Origin of the sequence: Streptomyces cellostaticus (assembly GCF_023630175.1) — a bacterium.
Classification (GTDB): Bacteria; Actinomycetota; Actinomycetes; order Streptomycetales; family Streptomycetaceae; genus Streptomyces; species Streptomyces cellostaticus_A.
On sequence record NZ_JALLIN010000020.1, the window covers coordinates 103,536 to 123,260 of the forward strand.

Annotated in this window: 17 protein-coding genes; 6 read left to right on the top strand and 11 right to left on the bottom strand. The window is 73.8% G+C overall.

Going from position 1 to position 19,725, the window contains the following annotated elements:
- Positions 1-213 precede the first annotated feature (213 nt).
- The 3 genes from MXD57_RS15130 to MXD57_RS15140 are packed head-to-tail and all read left to right on the top strand — an operon-like array spanning position 214 to position 3,588.
- Positions 214-702: a gluconokinase gene (locus tag MXD57_RS15130; protein ID WP_250401958.1), complete on the top strand. Its 489-nt coding sequence runs from the start codon at positions 214-216 to the stop codon at positions 700-702.
- Positions 703-726: 24 nt separating this feature from the next.
- Complete coding sequence (locus MXD57_RS15135) at positions 727-1,695, top strand: DUF389 domain-containing protein (protein WP_250401937.1); 969 nt, start codon at positions 727-729, stop codon at positions 1,693-1,695.
- A 54-nt stretch (positions 1,696-1,749) separates the two neighbouring features.
- A complete protein-coding gene (locus MXD57_RS15140) occupies positions 1,750-3,588 on the top strand; it encodes a glycoside hydrolase family 15 protein (RefSeq protein ID WP_250401938.1) in 1,839 nt (612 codons plus the stop codon).
- A 10-nt stretch (positions 3,589-3,598) separates the two neighbouring features.
- On the opposite strand, the gene MXD57_RS15145 is transcribed toward MXD57_RS15140, so the two are convergent.
- The 7 genes from MXD57_RS15145 to MXD57_RS15175 form a co-directional block, all read right to left on the bottom strand.
- Positions 3,599-5,365, bottom strand: a complete 1,767-nt coding sequence (locus tag MXD57_RS15145; RefSeq protein WP_250401939.1) for a cation:proton antiporter — start codon at positions 5,363-5,365, stop codon at positions 3,599-3,601.
- A 36-nt stretch (positions 5,366-5,401) separates the two neighbouring features.
- A complete protein-coding gene (locus tag MXD57_RS15150; protein WP_250401940.1) occupies positions 5,402-6,442 on the bottom strand; it encodes a cytochrome d ubiquinol oxidase subunit II in 1,041 nt (346 codons plus the stop codon).
- On the bottom strand, positions 6,439-7,860 hold the full coding sequence (locus MXD57_RS15155) for a cytochrome ubiquinol oxidase subunit I (RefSeq protein ID WP_250401941.1): 1,422 nt from the start codon (positions 7,858-7,860) through the stop codon (positions 6,439-6,441). The genes MXD57_RS15150 and MXD57_RS15155 overlap by 4 nt, the downstream gene beginning before the upstream one ends.
- A gap of 36 nt (positions 7,861-7,896) precedes the next feature.
- The gene (locus tag MXD57_RS15160; RefSeq protein WP_250401942.1) at positions 7,897-8,736 is read right to left on the bottom strand and encodes an SDR family oxidoreductase; all 840 of its coding nucleotides are present in this window, start codon (positions 8,734-8,736) and stop codon (positions 7,897-7,899) included.
- A gap of 163 nt (positions 8,737-8,899) precedes the next feature.
- Positions 8,900-10,480: a GMC oxidoreductase gene (locus tag MXD57_RS15165; protein WP_250401943.1), complete on the bottom strand. Its 1,581-nt coding sequence runs from the start codon at positions 10,478-10,480 to the stop codon at positions 8,900-8,902.
- 111 nt (positions 10,481-10,591) lie between these two features.
- Positions 10,592-11,554, bottom strand: a complete 963-nt coding sequence (locus MXD57_RS15170) for a cyclase family protein (protein WP_250401944.1) — start codon at positions 11,552-11,554, stop codon at positions 10,592-10,594.
- Positions 11,551-12,978, bottom strand: coding sequence for a chloride channel protein (locus MXD57_RS15175; RefSeq protein WP_250401945.1), 1,428 nt, complete (start codon positions 12,976-12,978; stop codon positions 11,551-11,553). The genes MXD57_RS15170 and MXD57_RS15175 overlap by 4 nt, the downstream gene beginning before the upstream one ends.
- A 230-nt stretch (positions 12,979-13,208) precedes the next feature.
- On the opposite strand from MXD57_RS15175, the gene MXD57_RS15180 reads away from it, so the two are divergent.
- The 3 genes from MXD57_RS15180 to MXD57_RS15190 all read left to right on the top strand — a co-directional run bounded on the left by MXD57_RS15180 (position 13,209) and on the right by MXD57_RS15190 (position 16,012).
- A complete protein-coding gene (locus tag MXD57_RS15180; protein WP_250401946.1) occupies positions 13,209-13,709 on the top strand; it encodes a hypothetical protein in 501 nt (166 codons plus the stop codon).
- A 144-nt stretch (positions 13,710-13,853) separates the two neighbouring features.
- On the top strand, positions 13,854-14,135 hold the full coding sequence (locus MXD57_RS15185) for a hypothetical protein (protein ID WP_250401947.1): 282 nt from the start codon (positions 13,854-13,856) through the stop codon (positions 14,133-14,135).
- 98 nt (positions 14,136-14,233) lie between these two features.
- Entirely contained in the window at positions 14,234-16,012 is a 1,779-nt protein-coding gene (locus MXD57_RS15190; RefSeq protein ID WP_250401948.1) for a phosphatidylglycerol lysyltransferase domain-containing protein, read from the top strand.
- Here MXD57_RS15190 and MXD57_RS15195 read toward each other — a convergent pair.
- From MXD57_RS15195 to MXD57_RS15210, 4 genes are all read right to left on the bottom strand, one after another.
- Complete coding sequence (locus tag MXD57_RS15195) at positions 15,996-16,562, bottom strand: GNAT family N-acetyltransferase (RefSeq protein WP_250401949.1); 567 nt, start codon at positions 16,560-16,562, stop codon at positions 15,996-15,998. The two genes, MXD57_RS15190 and MXD57_RS15195, sit on opposite strands and share 17 nt — an antisense overlap.
- Positions 16,563-16,726: 164 nt before the next feature.
- The gene (locus MXD57_RS15200) at positions 16,727-18,178 is read right to left on the bottom strand and encodes a sensor histidine kinase (protein ID WP_250401950.1); all 1,452 of its coding nucleotides are present in this window, start codon (positions 18,176-18,178) and stop codon (positions 16,727-16,729) included.
- Between the two features lie 146 nt (positions 18,179-18,324).
- A complete protein-coding gene (locus MXD57_RS15205) occupies positions 18,325-19,059 on the bottom strand; it encodes a response regulator transcription factor (protein WP_250401951.1) in 735 nt (244 codons plus the stop codon).
- A 98-nt stretch (positions 19,060-19,157) separates the two neighbouring features.
- Positions 19,158-19,709, bottom strand: coding sequence for a CE1759 family FMN reductase (locus MXD57_RS15210; RefSeq protein WP_250401959.1), 552 nt, complete (start codon positions 19,707-19,709; stop codon positions 19,158-19,160).
- Positions 19,710-19,725 lie beyond the last annotated feature (16 nt).

Below are 19,725 nucleotides of genomic sequence, written 5' to 3' on the forward strand. Positions count from 1 at the left end.
GGCTAGGTGGTCCCGCCCCACCACCACTATCCGCCAGAGCGGTCGGCCCCGCCCGGCGAGTGCGGCGGCCACGGGCGGGCGGTGTACCGGCGGCGCACGCGGCACTTCGCCCGGTGCCGGGCGATAGTGGTGGGGTACGGGCAGTTCCGCGCAGCGCCCCCCGAGGAGGCCCCGTTGGCCGGACCGGACCGGGGTTCGCGGGTGGTGGTCGTGATGGGCGTGTCCGCGTCCGGCAAGTCCACCGTCGGAGCACTGCTCGCGCGGCGGCTCGGTGTGCCGTTCCTGGAGGGCGACGACCTCCACCCCCCGGCGAACCGCGCCAAGATGGCGTCGGGGCACCCCCTCGACGACGCCGACCGGCGGCCCTGGCTGGCGGCGCTCACGGAGTGGATCCGCGCCACCGCGGCGAGCGGGCACGGGGGTGTCGCCTCCTGCTCCGCGCTCAAGCGGGCGTACCGCGACCAGCTCCGGCGTACCGGGGCGGACCTGTGGTTCGTGTACCTCGCGCTCGACCGTGCGGTGGCCGCGGAGCGCATCGCGCACCGCAAGGGGCACTTCATGCCGCCCGTGCTGCTCGACAGCCAGTACGCCGCCCTCGATCCGCTGCACGCCGACGAACCGGGCGTCACCATCGACGCGTCGGCCGGCACGGCCCAGGTCGTGGGGGCCGCGCTGCGTGCCGTGTGCGGGCCGGACCGCTAGCGGGCGCCTCCCAGGAGGGTACGGATGGACCTGATCCACTTCCGCATGGTGATGCCGCCGTCGCTCACCGCGCCGGTCGTCGGCCTGCTCGCCTCGCACGACCGCGTCCTCAACCTCGTGGTGGTGCGGGCGGCGCGGGTTCCGGACGGTGACGCGGTCGAGTGCGACGTGGTGAAAGGCGCCGCCAACGGCGTGCTGGAGCAGCTTCGCGGGCTGGGCGTCGACCGCGCGGGGGCGATCGCCGTCGACGACGTCGGCATGATGTTCTCGCGGCACGCCGACCGCCTGGAGGCCGAGCAGCCGGGCGCGCTCGTCCAGGCGCCCCTGTGGGCGTCGGTCGAGGCGCACATCCGGGCGGCCGGGACCTATCCCCCGTCCTTCTACCTCTTCCTGGCCGTCGCCGGGATCATCGGCTCGGTCGGCATCATGACGAACTCGCAGATCCTGATCGTGGCGGCGATGGTGGTCGGCCCCGAGTACAACGCGATCACCAGTATCGCCCTCGGGCTGGACCGCCGAAACCGCCGCCGGGTCCGGGACGGGACACGGGCCCTGACGACCGGGTTCCTGCTGGCCATCGTCGTCACGCTGGGCTTCGCCGCGCTGGCGCGGGCGTTCGGCCTGCAGTCCACCGCCTTCGCGCTCGGGCTGCGGCCCGTCTCGCACCTCATCGACACACCGGACTTCTTCTCCGTCGCCGTGGCCGTGCTCGCGGGTGTGGTCGGCATCGTCTCGCTCGCCGAGGCACGCGGCAGCGCCCTGCTCGGGGTGTTCATCTCCGTGACCACGATCCCCGCCGCCTCGGACGTCGCCGTCTCGCTCGCCTTCGCCGACTGGGGCCAGGCCCGGGGGTCGCTGCTGCAGTTGCTGCTCAACGTGGTGGTCCTGGTGGTCGTCGGCGTCCTCACCCTGCGTCTGCAGCGGCGCCTGTGGCACCGCGCGGCCCGCCGGGCCGCCACCGGCCGGAGCGCGGGCGGGGGTGGTCCGTCCTAGGCTGATCGAAGGAGTGACCGTTCGGGTGAATCGCGCGCCGGAAGGGGTGCCCCGATGGACGACTACCCCCTGATCGAGAACCACGGCCTGCTCGGCGACCTGCAGACGGCGGCCCTGGTGACCACGGACGGAACGGTCGACTGGCTCTGCCTCCCCCGATTCGACTCGCCCAGCGTCTTCGGCGCCCTGCTCGACAAGGGCAAGGGCGGCCGCTGCACGGTGCGGCCGGCCCACGCGACGTACGCGACCAAGCAGCTCTACCTCCCCGACACGGCGATCCTGGTGACCCGGTTCATGACCGAGGCGGGGGCGGGCGAGGTCCTGGACTTCATGCCGGTGACGGGGCGGACGGCCACGGACAACCACCGGCTGGTCCGCCTGGTGCGCTGTGTGCGCGGCGCCATGACGTTCGACATCGAGATCGCTCCGCGGTTCAACTACGGCCGGACGGCCCACCGGCTGCACCTCACCGAGCACGGCGCGCTGTTCGCGGCGGACGACGGCACGGTACTCACCGTCCATCCCATCCGTGAGCCGGAGGACGAGCGGCTGGTGGACGTCCTCACGGACCGCGGCGACGACCTGCACTTCACACTGACCCTGGAGGCGGGCCGGCAGCGCGGTCTGGTGCTGGAGTCGGCCGCCGACGGACCGCCCAGGCAGATCCGGCTCGCGCAGTACCAGGAGCTGTTCGACGAGACCATCGGCTTCTGGCGTTCCTGGCTCGGCCAGTCGCAGTACACGGGGCGCTGGCGGGAGACGGTGGAACGCTCGGCGATCACGCTGAAGCTCATGACGTACGCCCCGAGCGGTGCCCTGGTGGCCGCCCCGACGGCGGCGCTCCCCGAGCAACTGGGCGGCGAACGCAACTGGGACTACCGGTTCACCTGGATCCGTGACGCCTCCTTCTCCGTGTACGCCCTGCTGGGCATGGGGTTCACCGAGGAGGCGAAGGCGTTCATCAACTGGCTGGGCGACCGGGTGAGGGAACGGGCCGGCAGCGAGGGGGACTCGGGCCCGCTCAACATCATGTACCGGGTCGACGGTTCCTCCGACCTGAAGGAGGAACTGCTGGAGCACTGGGAGGGCTACGCCCGTTCCGCCCCGGTGCGCATCGGCAACGGCGCCGCGACCCAGCTCCAGCTCGACATCTACGGCGAGGCACTGGACAGCATCCACTTCGCGCACCGGCACGGGATCAGGCTGGGGCACCAGGGCTGGACCTCGCTGCTGACCAACCTCGACTGGCTGGTCGACCACTGGGACCAGGCCGGAGAGGGCCTGTGGGAGACGCGCGGCGGCCGCCGGCACTTCACCTACGGCCGTGTCATGTCCTGGGTGGCGTTCGACCGCGCGCTGCGGCTGGCCGAGTCGCAGGGCCGGCCGGGCGCGACGGAGCGCTGGACCGGCGAACGCGACGCGATCTACGATCAGGTGATGACCCGGGGCTGGAGCGGCGAACGCCGGGCCTTCGTGCAGCACTACGGGAGCAAGGTGCTCGACTCCTCGCTGCTGCGCATGTCGACGGTCGGGTTCATCACCCCCGAGGACCCGCTGTGGACGTCGGCGCTCGACGCGATGGAGCAGGAACTGGTCAGCGACAGCCTGGTCTACCGCTACAACCCCGAGGCCTCGCCGGACGGCCTGCGCGGTTCGGAGGGCACCTTCTCGCTGTGCACCTTCATGTACGTCGACGCGCTGGCACGGGCCGGGCGCACCGACCGGGCCCGGCTGGTCTTCGAGAAGATGATGGGGTACGCCAACCACCTGGGCCTGTACTCCGAGGAGATCGACCCGACGGGCCGTCAACTGGGCAACTTCCCCCAGGCGTTCACCCATCTCGCGCTCATCGACGCGGCACTCACCCTGAACGACGCCCTGGCGTCCCGGTAGCGGCGCGGGTTCAGCCCGGCGGTGGCACGGGGCCGAGGAGCACGAGGGTGCCGTCCGGTGCCGCGCCGGCGGGCGGCACGGACCCGGTGACGGGCTCCAGCCCGCCGCCCGGTCGCACGACGAACAGGGCGTCGTGCCCGGGCGGGCGGGGCGCCGACGCCGGCTGGACCCGGAAACGGGCGCCCCGCTCGTACCGTTCGGCTACGGCGTGCCGGACCAGCCGCCCGCCGAAGAGGGTGTGCCCGGCCGTGTAGGGGGCGACCACACCCTCACCGCCGGGCGGCGGCCCGACCCGGTAGACCGGGCCCTCGACACTGTCCGCCATGACGACCGCGGCGAGCGCGTTGAAGTCGTCGTCGGCCGTGAACAGGAAGACCGAGGTGACGCCCTCCAGTCGGCCCCGGGGGTCGGTGGCCGTGGCCATCAGCTCCCCGGTGACCAGTTCGATCCCCGCCTCCTCGATCCGTTCGCGCTCGTGCGCGCCGCCCGCCCACATCAGCACGTCGGCACCGGCGGCGCGCAGCGTCCGGGCGAGACCGACGACCCAGGGGTCGCCGCCCACCAGCAGCGGGCGCGCCCGTGCCGGCCGGCCGGCACCGAGCCTGCGGGCGACGGGCTTCGCGGTGAGCGCGTAGACCAGGACGGTTCCCACGATCACCAGGAACGTGACCGGGAGGATCTTCCCGGCACCGGGCAGCCCCGCCGCGCCGAGCGAGGCGGAGAAGGTGGTGGCGGTGGAGGCGGCCACGATGCCGCGCGGGGCCATCCAGCCGGTGAAGGCGCGTTCGCCCGCGGTGAGTTCGGTCCGGAGGGTGGACAGCAGGGCCACCAGCGGTCTGACCACGAGCACGAGCAGGGCGACGAGCACGAGTGTGGGCAGCAGCACCGGGACCAGCGACTTCGGCGTCACGGTGGCCGAGATGGAGACGAACAGCAGGCCGATGATCAACTGCACGAGGGTCTCGAAGAACGGCCGGCGCGCGGGCATGTCGAGGCCGGGCAGGTTCGCGACGGTCAGTCCGGTGACGATCGCGGCGATCAGGCCGGTGTCGTCGTACACCGCGTCGCACCCCGCGGCCACCGCGACGACGACGGCGAGCTGGGCCAGCGTGCCGAGTGTCTCGCCGAGTTCGAGCCGCCGCAGGGCGAACCAGAGCAGCGCGGCGCCGACCGCCCCGCCCAGGAGCCCGACGGTGACACCGGCGAAGAACACGTCGAGGTGGAAGTTCCCGCTCCGCAGTCCTCCGGAGACGATGGAGTGGAAGACGACCGCGCCGAGGATGCCGCCGACGGGGTCGATCAGCGAGCCCTCCCACATCAGGACACGGCGTACCCCGTCCGACGGCCGGACGTGCTCCAGCAGGGGGGCGACGACGGTCGGCCCGGACACCACGAGGATGACCCCGATCATGCTGGCCACGGCCACCGGTACCCCGAACAGGGCCGGTGCCGCGCCCATGACGGCCCCCCAGGTGAGCACCACCCCGAGCACCATCAGCCGGACGACGACCTTGCGGGTCGCGCCCTTGAGGTGCCGCAGGTCGAGCCCCAGCCCGGCGTCGTACAGGATGATCGCCACGGACAGGGACACCAGCGGGGAGAACGCCGGGCCCAGGAGCAGGTCGGGGTGGATGTCGTCGGTCAGGGCCCCGGCGGCGAACCCGGCGGGCAGCAGCAGGATCAGGGCCGGGATCCGCAGCCGGTTCGCGAGGATCTGGCAGCCGACGGCCAGGGCGACGGTCAGCCCGAGGCCCAGCAGGATGTCGTCCGCGCTCACCCGGCGCCCGCCTGAGGGTGCGGGCCGGCCACCGGGTCAGCCCTCGTCACCGGTGCCGGCGCCGCGCAGGTCCGCGTCGGTGAGGCTCTCCAGCTCGCCGTGGGTGTCCAGCCAGTACAGCAGGACGACCGCGGGGATCACGAGCACGAGGGCGACGAGGGTGACGAAGCCCAGCCAGCGCAGGGTGGTGTGCGCGCCCGCGCCCTCGGCGACGGTCAGCGAGGTCGGCACCAGGTAGGGACGCTGCGCCATGCCCCAGGCGACGATGGCGGAGGCGACCGTGCCGACCGCCGTCACCCGCGACCAGGCCCCGGACGGGCGCGTCAGCAGCCATCCGGTGGCCGCGGTGCCCAGCGCCGCGACGACGACGAAGAACAGGCCGACGCCGTGGGTGAGTCCGTGCCACACGTACGGGGCGTCCCCGTGGGTGACGACCAGCGTGATCACCGCGAGCACGGCGAGCGCGGCCAGGGCGCCCAGGGCCCGCCGCCGGAAGTAGCCGTCCAGGTCCGGCGCGGCGAAGCGCCGGGCGTCGGCGGCGAGGAACACGGCGCCGAGCGACGCCGTGGCCGCGATGGCGAGCAGCCCGAACAGCAGTGAGGTGGGGTTGGCCCAGGCGTCCGTCGACGCGGTCGTCGTCGAGGTCACCCGGCCCGAGGCGACTCCCCCGGCGGCGGCGCCCAGGAAGAACGGCGTCAGGAGCGAGGCGACGGCGAACAGGGCCCCGTACAGGCGCCGCCCGGCCAGCCTGCGGACCGGCTTGCGCAGGGCGAAACCGGCGCCGCGCAGCACGGTGCCCACGGCGGCCAGCGCCAGCGGCAGCCACATCGTGACGAACACCTGCTGGAAGAGGACCGGGAAACCGGTCCACATGATGACCAGGACGAAGATCAGCCAGACGTTGTTGACCTCCCAGACGGGAGCCATCGCGTGGTCGATCAGCCAGCGCGGGCGTCTGCCGCGCTCGGCGCCGCCCGCCGTCAGGTCCCAGAAGCCGGCGCCGTAGTCGGTGCCGCCGCCGCAGGCGTAGGCCGCCACGGCGAGCAGCAGGACGACGGCGATGACCCCGGCGATCACAGGAACCTCCCGGCGGAGCGCGGCCCGTACGGGGTGTCGGCCTCCGGTGTCTCCGGCGGCGGGCCGGCCGTGGTGTCCGCCGTCCGCCAGCGGGAGCGCATCTTCAGCAGGACCAGCAGGAACGATCCGAAGACGAACACGTACACCACGATCACCAGGGCGAACATGAACCACAGGCCGCCGGCGCGCGTCGACGTCACCGCCTCGGCGACACGCATGTTCTGGTACACGATCCACGGCTGGCGGCCCACCTCGGTGGTGATCCAGCCGCATTCGACCGCGGCCACGGAGGCCACGCCCGCGCACGCCGCGACACGGTAGAACCAGGGCGAGGCCGGCAGCCGGCGGCGGCGCAGCCACACGACGGCGTACCAGAGGGCGAGCAGGACGAGCAGCGAGCCGATGAAGACCATGGTGTCGAACGCGAAGTGGGCGATGGTGGCCTGGGCGGCCGTCGGCCGGTCGTCGGCGGGCACCGAGGTGAGGCCGGTGACCTTGGTGTCCGGCCGGAAGCCGGCGAGGATCGAGTCGAGCTGGGGGATCCGGATGCCGCCGGAGACGCTGCCGTCCGTGTGCAGCCGCCCGTAGATGTACTCCGGCTGGTGGGTGTCGGTCTTCCAGACGATCTCCATGGCGGCGAACTTCACCGGCTGCTTGTGGAAGACCTGCCGGGCGATGGAGTCGCCGAGCACGAACTGCACCGGGGTGAAGACGGCGGCGAGCGTGAAGGGGACGGCGAAGCCGAGCCGGTGGTAGCGGTCCCGGCGGCCCCGGAGCCATCCGGCCGCGTAGACACCGGCCACGACGTAGCCGGCCGTCACGAACATGGCGACGACGAAGTGCCAGTACTGCGGGCCGAACATCGGCGTGAAGATCGCCTTCCAGACGCTCACGTCCACGGGGTTGCCGGCGGAGTCGAGGGTGAAGCCGCGCGGGGTGTTCATCCAGGAGTTCGCGGCCAGGATGCCGAACGCGCCGAGCAGGGCGGCGAGGGGCAGCGGCAGGCCGAGCAGGAAGTGGGTCCGGGAGGGCAGCCTGCGCCAGCCGTACAGGTAGACGGCGATGAGCACGGCCTCCAGGAAGAAGGCCCAGGCCTCCACGCCGAACCCGATGCCGAAGACGTCGCCCCAGCGGCCCAGCATGCCGGGCCAGAGCAGCCCGAACTCGAAGGACAGCACGGTGCCGGTGACGACCCCGATGGCGAACTGCACCGCCATGACGGCCGACCAGCGCCGGGCCAGCAGCAGCGCGGTCGCGTCGTTCCGGCGCAACCCGTAGCCGTGCATGATGAGCGTGATCAGCGGGAGTGCGACGCCCATGGGCACCAGGATGATGTGCGAGGCCAGGGTGAAGGCCATCATCGAGCGGGCCGGCAGGGTCTGCGGGGGCACGTCCGCCAGTGACAGAAGCGTGTGCATGTGCGCCTTTCCGGGAGCCGACGCGGGTGAGGCGGGTCAGCCGCCGGTGGCGAAGCCCGGGAACAGCGTCATGCCGCCGTCGACGTACAGGGTGGTGCCGACGACGTAGTCCATGAGGTCGGAGGCGAGGCCCACGACCGCGTTGGCGATGTCCTCGGGATCGCCGATCCGGTCGTAGGGGATCAGCCGCAGCAGGTCCTGCCGGGCCTCGGGGGTCTCCCAGGCGGCGCGGTTGATGGGGGTCCTGATGGCTCCGGGGGCGACCGCGTTCACCCGGATCTTCTTCGGGGCGAGTTCCTGGGCGAGGGTCGCCATCATCATCTGCACGCCGCCCTTGGAGGAGGCGTAGTTCACGTGCCCGGACCACGGGATGAGCTGGTGCACCGAACTCATGCAGACGATCTTCCCGGCCGCCCGGGACACCTCCGGGACCACGCCGCGGCGCAGGAACTCCCGGGTCGCCTCGCGGGCGCAGAGGAACTGCCCCGTGAGGTTGACGTCGAGGACCTTCTGCCACTGGGCGAGGGTCATGTCGGTGAGCGCGGCGTCCCGTTGCAGTCCCGCGTTGGCGACCAGGATGTCGATCGTGCCGAACTCCTGGACCATCCGGTCCATCATGGCGACGACCTGGTCCTCCTGGGACACGTCCGCCTCGTACGCGGCGGCCTTGACCCCGAGCCCGGTGATCTCCTCGACCACCTGTCCGGCCTCCTCGCGGCCGGACACGTAGTTCACCACGACGTCGGCCCCGGCCCGGCCCAGGGCGACGGCCGTCGCCCTGCCGATCCCGGAGTTCGCGCCGGTGACCAGCGCCTTCTGGCCCTTCAGCAGATGTGCGGGGATCACGTCCCGCGGTGCGCCCTCGGTGGAACTCACGATGCCCTGCTCCTTGCCTGCGTGCCCGGCCCGGCCGGGCCGGAGGCCCGGAGGTTCCTGGTCAGCCAAGCACCGGCGGGCACGACCGGCACGTCGGGGCGGACCGCGTTGCGCTGCGCGGCCGAGGATCTTCGCCCGGTCGGACGCCCGCCCGGGCGGTGGGTCAGCCCAGCCGCTCCAGCAGGTGGTCGCCCACCCGGAGGGCGTTCGCCATGGCCGTCAGGGACGGGTTGACCGCGCCGATGCTCGGGAAGAAGCTCGTGTCGACGACGTACAGGTTGTCCAGGTCGTGGGCCTTGCAGTGGAGGTCGAGCGCCGAGGACGCCGGGTCGGTGCCGAAGCGCACCGTGCCGGCCTGGTGGGCGGTGGCCCCGATCGGCATGCCCTTGTGCAGGTAGATGCTGCGGGACAGCAACCGGTGCTCGTGCATGCCGAGCCGGCCCAGCATGTGCTGCAGCCTGTGCCGCAGGTGCTTCAGGCCGGCGACGTTGTTGGACTCGTCGAGCGTGAGCCGGATCCGGCCGTCGCTCTCCAGGGTGACCCGGTTGTCCGGCAGCGGCAGGTCCTCGCCGCACAGCCAGAAGTCGACGGCGTGATGGGCCAGCACCTCGAACGGCATGTCCGGCGACACCGCCCCGGCCCAGCGCGGGGCCTGACCGTGGATCTGCTCGGCGTCGGACTTGCCGAGCATCTGGATCCCGCCGAGCGGGAACTCGAAGTCGTCCGCGCCCAGGTACCAGTCGTGCAGCGCGAGGGTCTTCTGGAAGCGGGTGTCGTTGGGCTCCTTGGAGACGGCCATCAGCGCCAGGTTGTTGTGGCGCATGTAGTGCCGGCCGACGACGTCCGAGCTGTTCGCCAGGCCGCGCGGGTGCCGGTCGTTGGCCGAGGCGAGCAGCAGGGCGGCGGAGTTGACGGCCCCGCAGGCCACGACCACCACGTCGGCCGAGAACCGGGCCTCCTCGTCGCCGGGGAGCCGGGCGACGACGGAGGTGACGCTGCGCCCGGTGGGGTCCGTCTCCAGCCTGGTCACCCGGGCGTTGGTCACCATCTCCACGTTGGGGTGGGCGAGCGCCGGCTCCACGCAGATCACCTGGGCGTCGGACTTGCCGCGGACCAGGCAGGGGAAGCCGTCCACCCGGTCGCAGCGGATGCAGGCACTGGCGTGCGTGGCGCGGCCGTTCTCGTCCTGGGTGAGGTCCACCCCGATCGGCAGGTGGAAGGGGTGCAGTCCCTGCTTCTCCAGGTCATCGCTCAACTGCTGGATGCGCGGCTCGTGCTCGACCGGCGGATGGGCGTACTGGGCGCTGCTCGGCCCTTCGAAGGGGTCCTCGCCGTGCCGTCCGTGCACCAGGTAGAGGTGCTCGGCCTGGGTGTAGTACGGCTCCAGGTCGTCGTAACCGATGGGCCAGGCGGGCGAGATGCCGTCGTGGTGGCGCAGTTCGCCGAAGTCCTCGGTGCGCAGCCGGAACAGGGCGGCGCCGTAGAACTTGGTGTTGCCGCCGACGTAGTAGTTCACCTCGGGCGGGAACTCCTCGCCGTGCCGGTCGAGCCAGAACTCCGGGGCCCGGTACTTGCCCTTGACGAACACGGCCGTGGAGTCCCAGTTGTCGCGCTCGCGCCGCAGGTAGTCCCCGCGTTCGAGGATGAGCACGCGTCTGCCGGAGGGGGCGAGGCGGTGGGCGAGCGTGCCGCCGCCGGCACCGGTACCGATGACGATGACGTCGTAGGAGTTCTGGGCGTCCACGGCAACCACCGTCCTCGCTCTTCGTCCGCGGCCGTCGCGGGCCTTCCCTCTTCGAACGTACGCGCCGTGCGGTGACGCGGCACCCGGAGCGAACCCGCGCCGGGCGGCCGCTCACAGCACGGCGATCGGGTTCACCGGTGAGCCGGTCGCGGCGGGGAGCCGCAGCGGGGCGACCACGCACAGGAAGTGCCGGCGGCCGGTCTCCTCGCACGCCGTGCCCAGTTCCTCCAGGTCGAGGTAGTCGAGCAGGTGCACCCCCATGGCGTTGACGGCGAGGACGTGCACCGGGAACGGGACCGCGCTCACCGCGCTGGGCGCCGCGTCGTTGTTGCCGTCCGACCCCAGGACCGACACCTGCCGCTCGGCCAGGAAGTCCATCGCCTCCGGGTGCAGGCCGGCCCTGGCCCGGGTCACGTCCCAGGCGCCGAGAGTGCGGCGGCGCAGCCGATGGCCCACCCGGACCAGCAGCAGGTCGCCCGGCCCGACCGGCGCCGCCTGGGCGGTCTCCGCCGCGGCGAGGTCCTCGGCCGTCACCTGCTCGCCCGGTTCGAGCCAGGGCACACCGCGCAGCCGGGGGATGTCCAGCAGGACACCGCGGCCGACCAGGCCGTCCCGCGCCAGGTCGAGGGTGAGCGCGCCGGCGCCGTCCGGGGTCACGGTGCTCGCCGGGACACCGCCGTACAGCTCCCCGTCGAAGATCACGTGACACAGCGCGTCGAGGTGGCTGTCGACGTCACCGTGCACGTTCATGGCGAACCGGTCGCGGGCGAAGTGCAGCCCGGGCTCGTCGCGCTCCTGCCGGGCCGGCGCGGTCATCCGGTGGGTCGCGGGCTCCGGGCTGTCCGCTGCGGCCGCGGTCTCGACGGGCGCGGCCAGCGACACCGTGCGCCCGGACCGCACCCCGGCCGCGGCGGCCGCCACCCGCTCGGGCGTGAGCCGGTCCAGCGCCCCCCGCCCCTGCTCCGCCGCCTCCCGGGCCGGCTCCCGCAACCGGCGGTACAGGTCCCGGAAGGCCGCTTCGGTCAGGGTGCCCGGTGCCGTCCGGCCGGGGGCGGGCCGCTCGTGCGAGGTCATCGGGGGCTCCTCCGCCGTGGTCCGGTGGCGTGCTCGTCGTCCCAGGTGGCGGCGGGCCGGGCGTCCGGTGGGCCGGCCGGGCCGCCCACCGGCGGCACGGGGCGGCCGGGCGGGAGCAGCTCGGCCGTCACGAAGGCGACCACGGCGGCGAGGATCACCACGGGGATCATCGCGGCGCTGCCGAGCACCAGGACGACCAGGATCACGGAGCTGACCGGCAGCCGCAGCGCGGCCGCCGACGCCGCCGCCATGCCCGCCGCCATCGCGGGCACGACGCCGAGGCCGGGCAGCGGGGCGAGCAGCACGCCCAGGGCGGCGCCGAGGAACAGTGCGGGGAAGATCGGTCCGCCGCGCAGGCTGCCGAGGCACAGCGCGTAGGCCACGCCCTTGCACAGCAGCACCGCGACCAGGGCCCCCACGCCCCAGGCGTGCGGGTCGGCGGCCAACTGGGCCAGGGTGGCCTGGCCGGAGGAGGCCACGTCGGCCGGGGACCGGCCGACGGCCAGCGCGTACACCGCTGCGCACCCTCCGGCGGCCAGGGCGCACAGCGCCGTGCGGAGGACCGGCCGGCCCGTGGCGACGAAGACCGCGGCGCGGCGCCCGGCGGACAGCGTCAGGTGGACGGCGGCGGCGACGGCGACGGCCATCAGCACCGCCCACAGCACGTCCCCGGCGTCCAGCCGGGGAAAGGGGAGGCCCACCTTCGCGGAGAGGGTGCCGGTGGTGAGGCCGGTCCAGCGGCCGAAGCCGGTGAACACCAGCGACCCGATCCCGCTGGACAGCAGCGCCGGCAGCATGACGGCGAAGAGCTGCGGGCCGCCCACCCCGGCCACCTCGATCAGGATGACGGCGGCGACCAGCGGGTTGCCGAAGATCGCGGACAGGGCGGCGGCGGCACCGGCCGCGCCGAGCAGGGCCGCGCCCTGCGGGGTCCCCGGGGTCCGGGCGAGGTTCCTGAACCACAGCGCCAGGCAGCCGCCGAGCGCGATCAGCGGAGCCTCGGGGCCGAGGGTGGCGCCGAGCGGCAGGCTCGCCAGGGCCGCGAGGACCACCCCGGGCAGGGCTGCCGGGGCCATACCGGCCGTGTGCAGGCCACCGGCGGGGATGTGACCGCCGGCGCCCGGGAGCCGCGTGACGACGACACCCACGGCGAGGCCGGCGACGGTCAGCAGCGGCAGGGGCCACCACCACGGGGGGACGCTCATGCCGAACTCGGCCGGCAGGGCGGCCCACAGCAGGTGTTCGAGTTCGTGGAGCGCGACGAGGAAGAAGAAGGCGGCCAGCGAGACCGGGACGCCGATGACGGCCGACAGCACGAGAGCCTTCTGGTAGGGCCGTGAGCGCAGCAACTCGCGCAGCCGGTCGGCCTCTTCCGGCTGGGTGCCGGCGGCGGGGGCGGTGGACGGATCCGGCGGCGGCGTCACGGCACCGTTCCTCCCGTGTCGGCCGGGGTTGTCGCGCTCACGGGCCCGTGCCCGGCAGCGCCCCTCCCCCAGCCATTGCAGCATCCGCCCGCGGGCCCCGCACTCCCAAGGGCTCCGCGGTGGAAGGCTCCGGGGAGACGGCCCTCGGGTCCCCGTTCGGGATGCAGTTCCCGGTGACCGCCTCTTCACTGGGAGGAAAGCCCGTTCGGGGAATTCTCTGGAGGCGGACCATGACTGGCAGATGGACACGGGCAGCGGCGGGGGTGGTCCTCGCCGGGGCCGTCGCGGTCGCGGCGGCGGGCTGCTCGGACAGCGACTCCCAGAAGGCCTCGGACGCCGCCAGCAAGGCGGCCTCGGCGGCCTCCTCCGCCGCCTCCTCACTCGCCTCGAAGGGATCCGACGCACTGGCCTCGGCCTCGGCGGAGGCCCGGCAGAAGCTCGACGGCGTCAAGAACGGCGTGAAGGCCAAGGACGACGTCACGCTCGGCACCGCGGCGACCGGCAGCGACGGCAAGGTCACCGTCAAGGTGAGCGCCAGGAACACCGCGTCCTCGACCAAGTCCTTCGCCGTCCAGGTCAACTTCGACGACAAGAACGGCAAACTGCAGGACGTGGCCGTGGTCACGGTCAAGGACGTGGCGGCCGGTTCCACCGGCGAGGCCACCGTGCAGAGCAACCGCAAGCTGTCCGGCGACGTGCACGCCGTCGTCAACGCGGCGCTGCGGTACTGACGTCGGATCCGGGCGGGCGGTGCGCGCGCCCGGCGTGGCCGGGGCGGGCCGGCGTGCCGCCGCCTCGTGCGACGGCGGGCACGCGCCGGCCATATCGTGGGTGCCCGAACGCCAACGGCCACACGTCAGTTCATCGGGGGCATCATGCGGGACACACACACGGAGCCGGCCCCGGCCGCGCGGCTCGCCGTACGCGGACTCGCCCCGACGCTGGCCGTGCTGGTCGTCAGCCTCGCCGTGGCCGCCGTCGGCGTCTACGAGCTGTGCGGTTTCGGTCTGCACAGCCTCGACCGGCGTCCGCACCTGTTCAGCGACGGTCTCGCCACCGGCGGGGTGATCGTCGCCGCGGTGACGGCCGGGGCCGCGGTGGGCAACCTCGCCTGGACGCTGGCGGTGGCCCGGCGCGGCACGGACGAATCCGGATGAGAACCTGTGCACCGCATGTGCGCACCTTTGCACGCGCGTTACCCTACGAGCTGTAGGGTCGGCGGCGCCCCGTCCCCTCCCCCAAGGCGCCCGTCACCATGCCCGCACGACAGCCGAGCCTGGACTCCCCGCAGGCTCCCGCCCGGCGCGCCCCCCGCGCCGGTTCCCCCGCCCCGCCGGCCGGCGACGGCCGGCTGAGGAAGCGGGCGGCGGCGTCCACCGTCTGGTACCTGCGGCTGCAGGCCGCCCTCAACCTCCTCGCGGTGCTCTCCCTGCCCTTCCGCGAGGAGGTGCACGAGCACAACGTGGGCTCCTTCTTCACGCCGTACCTGGCCACCGCGGGCCTGGTCTCGGCGTTCCTCGCCCTCTTCCTCGCCGTGGTGATGCGCCGCCGCAAACGCGCCGCCTGGGTCTTCAACCTCATCCTCGCCGGCCCGCTGCTCTGCCTCTACGCCCTCGCGCTCACCCGCGCCCCCTACCGCGAGCACGTCTTCAACTGGCTCTCGGCCGCCCTCACCGGCCTGTTCGTGGCCGCCCTGCTGCTCGCGCGGCGCGAGTTCGACGCCATCGGCGACCGCTCCAACCCGCGCCTCGCCCTCGCCGTCGGCGCCGGCGGCGCCCTGGTCGCCGCCACGCTCGGCACGCTGCTGGTGCGTGAGACGAACCGGATCCCCGGCGCCACCCTCCAGGACGAGATCTCCTACACCCTGCTGCGCGGCATCAGCGTCGGCCCGCTCGCCGACCGCGTCGGCACCGTGGACGCCCCCCGCTGGGCGGACATGACCGTCAACGTCCTGATGGCCGCGACGTTCCTCCTCGTCCTCTACGCCTGCTTCCGCGCCCCGCGCGGCGCGTGCCTGCTCGGCCCGCAGGACGAGCGGCGGCTGCGCACGCTGCTCGACAGGCACGGCGAACGCGACTCCCTCGGCTACTTCGCGCTGCGCCGGGACAAGGCCGCCGTCTTCTCGCCGAGCGGCAAGGCGGCCGTCACCTATCGCGTCGTCGGCGGCGTCAGCCTGGCCTCCGGCGACCCCATCGGGGACCCCGAGGCCTGGCCCGGAGCCATCGACGCCTGGCTCGCCGAGGCCCGCAGGCACGCCTGGACCCCGGCCGTCATGGGCGCGAGCGAGGACGCGGGCACGGTCTACGCCCGGCACGGCATGGACGCCCTCGAACTGGGGGACGAGGCGATCGTCGAACTGACCGACTTCACCCTGGAGGGCCGCGCCATGCGGGCGGTCCGCCAGGCCCACAAACGGGTCCTCCGGGCCGGCTACACCGTCCGTGTCCGCCGCCACGAGGACATCCCCGACGACGAGATGGCCCTCCTCGTGGACCGCGCCGACCACTGGCGCGACGGCGCCACCGAGCGCGGCTTCTCCATGGCCCTGGGCCGCCTCGGCGACCCCGGGGACGGCCGCTGCGTGATGCTGGAGTGCCGCGACCGGGACGACGTCCCCCGGGCGCTGCTCAGCTTCGTCCCCTGGGGAGAACACGGCCTGTCGCTGGACCTGATGCGCCGGGACCGCGCCTGCGAGAACGGCCTGATGGAGTTCATGGTGGTGGAACTCCTGCTGCGTGCCGAGGAGTCGGGCATCCGGCGGGTGTCCCTGAACTTCGCCATGTTCCGCTCGGTCTTCGAACGGGGCTCTCGTCTCGGCGCGGGCCCGGTGCTGCGCCTGTGGCGCTCGGTCCTCACCTTCTTCTCCCGCTGGTGGCAGATCGAGTCCCTCTACCGCGCCAACGCCAAGTACCGCCCGCTGTGGGAACCGCGCTTCCTGCTGTTCGCCAAGAGCAGCGACATCCCCCGCATCGGCCTGGCCAGCGCCCGCGCGGAGGGCTTCCTCACCCTGCCGGTGCTCAGGGGCCGGTCGTAGCGCCACCGGGCCCGTCGTGCGGGGACCACACGCCCATCCACTGCTCGGCGTCCCACGCCTCGAACCGCTGCACCTCGGTGAACCCCAGCTTCGCCGCCAGGCGCATCGAGCGGTCGTTGGCGGTCTGCGTGCAGAGCACCACCGGCTCACCGGGGAGCGCGCCGGAGAACCAGCCGAGTGCCGCGGCGCCCGCCTCCGCGGCGTAGCCGCGGCCCCACGCGCGCGGCAGGAACAGGTAGCCGATCTCGGTCCGCGCGACATCCCGGCGGGCGTGCCCCGAACCGCTCGCGCCGTGCGGTTTGAGCTCGACCATGCCGACCATCGCCCCGTCGAGCTCGGTCACGAAGAGGCCGGGGCGCCGCTCGGGCGCCTGCGGCAGCACGCGCTCGCACTCGTCACGCGGGCGGGGGCCACCGAGATAGGTGTGCACCTCCGGCGAGCTGAGCAGCTCGACGAACGCCGCGCGGTCCCGGGCCTCGGGCTCGCGGAGCACCAGCCGTCCGGTCTCGATCGGGGCGGGTGGCCAGCGTACGGAACCGAGTTCGGGCATGACGACAACCTATCCCGGCCCCGATGCGGGCGATCCGGGTGGCCGCGCGCACCGCACCCCGCCGTCCGCGGCACGGTGCGCGGGCGGCCGGCGGCGGGCCGCCGATGCAGGGGGCACCGGCACCCGGCGACGGCAGCCACCCGCGGTGCCCCCGGGCTCGGCCCTCACGCGGCCCCGCTCCCCACGATCCCGCCCCCGACCGTGAACCCGATGACCGCTCCGCCGCCCTCCCGCCGGTAGGCGAAAGGCGCCCCTCCGTGGGCCATGGCGACTTCGCGGACGATGGACAGGCCCAGGCCCGAGCCCGGCAGGGACCGCGCGTCGGCGGCCCGGTAGAAGCGGTCGAAGATGCGGATGAGGTCGCCGTCGGCGATACCCGGACCCCGGTCGAGCACCTCGACCCGGACGGTTCCCGGGCGCACCGGACCGGTGACGGCGATCTCGATCGGCCCCTGGCCGCCCCGGTCGAACTTGGCCGCGTTCTCGACCAGGTTGGACAGGGCCCGCTGGAGCATCCCGGGCCGCCCGTCGGTACGCGTGTCACCGCTCGCGCGCAGCACGATCTCGCGGCCGGTACGGCGCCGGGCCAGCCCCAGCACGTCCTCGGCGATGTCGGCCAGGTCCACCTGCTGCGGCGGCTCGCTGTCGGACTGCCCGGCCGCGAGGTCGACCAGCTCGTTGACCAGGTCGGTCAGCTCCCGGGCCTCCTGGGTGAGGTCGGCGACGAGTTCCTCCCGGGTGGCGGACGGCAGCTCGTCGATCCTGCGCAGCAGCGAGATGTTCGTGCGCAGGGAGGTGAGCGGGGTCCGCAGCTCGTGCCCCGCGTCCTGGACCAGCCGCCGCTGGTCCTCCTCGGACTGGGCCAGGCGGCCCAGCATGCGGTCGAAGGCGCGGCCGAGCCGGCCCACCTCGTCCAGCCCGGCGACGGGCACCTCGATGCCCAGCCGGCGGGTGCGGGCCACGTCCTCGGCGGCCGAGGTGAGGACGATCAGGCGCCGGGTGATCCGGCGGGCCAGCCACCAGCCGAACAGGCCGGCGGCGACCACGACCGCCGACATCAGGATCAGCGTGCGCTGCTGCAGCGCACGCAGCAGGTCCTCGGTGTCGCTGAACTCCTGGGCGACCTGCACCGCGCCCTTGCCGGCGCCGAGCGAGACGGTGGCGACGCGGAACAGGTCCTCGCCGACCCGGACGTCCTTGTGCTCGACCACCCGGCCCGCCGTCCGCGCCCGGGACATGGCCCGGTCCCGGGCGGTGACCGGCAGCACCGGGCTGCCGTGGTCGGCGACCTCCCCGCGCGCGCCCAGCACCTGTACGTCGGTCCGGGCCGGCCGGACCAGGTCGTGACCGGGCCGGGAGGAGGAGAAGTCCTCCGGCGCCATCGCGTGCTGCCGCACCTCGTCCCGCACGTCGGACACGACCTGCGTGAACACCGACTGCTGGTCGACCCGGACCAGGCGGGCGGCGGAGCTGTAGGACAGGATGCCGACGAGGACGGTCACGGCGGCGGTGACGGCGGCGAAGGACACCGCGAAGGTGGTCCGCAGGGAGACCAGCCTGGGCCGGGGACCCGCCCCGGTCCGCGGGCCGGGGCCCACCGCTGCCGCGTCGGCCATGGCCCGCCCGTCGAGGTGCGGCGTCCGGTGGGTGCTCTCGGCATGCCGGCCGGAAGCCCTCGTACCGGGTGTACCCGGGCTTTCGGCCGGCGCGGCGGGAGTGCCCGCCGGGCGCCGCGACCGGGCGAACCTCGGCCTACGCGGCACTAGTCCTCCCGCAGCACGTAACCCACGCCCCGCACGGTGTGGATGAGCTGTGGGGCGCCGGGCTCGTCCAGCTTGCGGCGCAGGTAGCCGACGTAGACGGCCAGGTTCTTGGAGCCGGGGCCGAAGTCGTAGCCCCAGATGCGGTCGTAGATGGTGGAGTGGTCGAGCACGATCCCGGCGTTGCGGACCAGCAGTTCCAGCAGTTCGAACTCGGTGCGGGTCAGCTCCAGCTCGCGGCCGCCCCGCCAGGCGCGGCGGGCCTGCAGGTCCATCCGGATGCCCGCGGCGCCCACCTGGCGGTCGGAGGCCTGCGCGTCCCGGCCGCCGTCAGCGGCGGGCGCGGCCCCGGTGCCGCCGGCCGGCACCGGGCTGGTGCGGCGCAGCAGCGCCCGCAGCCGGGCGAAGACCTCCTCCACGTCGAAGGGCTTGACCACGTAGTCGTCGGCGCCCGCGTCCAGACCGGCGATGCGGTCGGCGGTCTCCACCAACGCGGTGAGCATGAGGATCGGGGTGCGGTCGCCCTCGGCCCGGAGCACCCGGCAGACCTGGAGCCCGTCGATGCCCGGCATCATCACGTCCAGCACCAGGACGTCCGGCGGGGTCCGGTGCGCCTGGGCCAGCGCCTCGATCCCGTCGGCGACGGCCGTCACCTCGTAGCCCTCGAGCGTCAGGGCACGCTCGAGGGCATGACGGATCGCACGGTCGTCTTCGGCGAGCAGCACAGTCTGGGGCACGTCCCCAGTCTGCCAAGCCCTCCGGCGGTTCCGCCGGGCCCGGCGGGCCGACGATCACCCTTTTTACCGCGCTCTCACCGTCACAGCGGTGCCCCGTGTCAGGTGCCGGTGGCGCCGAGCCGCGCGAGCCGCTCCTCGAACGGCACGCCCCGGGGCCCGCCCGCGGGGGCCGCGGCGGCCGCGGGCCGCGCCGCCATGAGCACGGCCAGCTCGCCCGCGGCCCGCTCGATCCGCTCGGCCAGCCCCTCGGCCCCCCAGTCCTCCGAGGCGGCGTAGACCCCGGTGGGCACCACCACGGCCCGCAGGTGGGCGAACAGCGGCCGCAGCGCGTGGTCCAGCACCAGGGAGTGCCGGCCGGTGCCCCCGGTGGCGGCGATCAGCACCGGCTTGCCGGTCAGCGCGTCCTTGTCCAGCACGTCGAAGAAGGACTTGAACAGCCCGCTGAACGAGGCGCTGAACACCGGCGTGACGACGATCAGCCCGTCGGCCCCCGCCACCGCGTCCTGCGCGGCGGCCAGGGACTTCCCGGCGAACCCGTTGGTGAGGTGGTGCGCGCCCGCGACCCCGCGCGCCGCCCCCCGGCCCCCCCCGCCGGCCCCCCGGCCCCCCCCCGCCCCGGTGGTCCTGCCCGGGGTACGGAACTGGGCCAGCGCGGTCGTACCGCCG

Bases quoted from the DNA above. Each gene is read 5' to 3' on its own strand.
- MXD57_RS15135 (WP_250401937.1), top strand. From the start codon at position 727: ATGGACCTGATCCACTTCCGCATGGTGATGCCGCCGTCGCTCACCGCG.
- MXD57_RS15195 (WP_250401949.1), bottom strand. From the start codon at position 16,562: ATGCCCGAACTCGGTTCCGTACGCTGGCCACCCGCCCCGATCGAGACC.
- MXD57_RS15185 (WP_250401947.1), top strand. From the start codon at position 13,854: ATGCGGGACACACACACGGAGCCGGCCCCGGCCGCGCGGCTCGCCGTA.
- MXD57_RS15190 (WP_250401948.1), top strand. From the start codon at position 14,234: ATGCCCGCACGACAGCCGAGCCTGGACTCCCCGCAGGCTCCCGCCCGG.
- MXD57_RS15200 (WP_250401950.1), bottom strand. From the start codon at position 18,178: ATGGCCGACGCGGCAGCGGTGGGCCCCGGCCCGCGGACCGGGGCGGGT.
- MXD57_RS15170 (WP_250401944.1), bottom strand. From the start codon at position 11,554: ATGACCTCGCACGAGCGGCCCGCCCCCGGCCGGACGGCACCGGGCACC.
- MXD57_RS15140 (WP_250401938.1), top strand. From the start codon at position 1,750: ATGGACGACTACCCCCTGATCGAGAACCACGGCCTGCTCGGCGACCTG.
- MXD57_RS15155 (WP_250401941.1), bottom strand. From the start codon at position 7,860: ATGCACACGCTTCTGTCACTGGCGGACGTGCCCCCGCAGACCCTGCCG.
- MXD57_RS15180 (WP_250401946.1), top strand. From the start codon at position 13,209: ATGACTGGCAGATGGACACGGGCAGCGGCGGGGGTGGTCCTCGCCGGG.
- MXD57_RS15130 (WP_250401958.1), top strand. From the start codon at position 214: ATGGGCGTGTCCGCGTCCGGCAAGTCCACCGTCGGAGCACTGCTCGCG.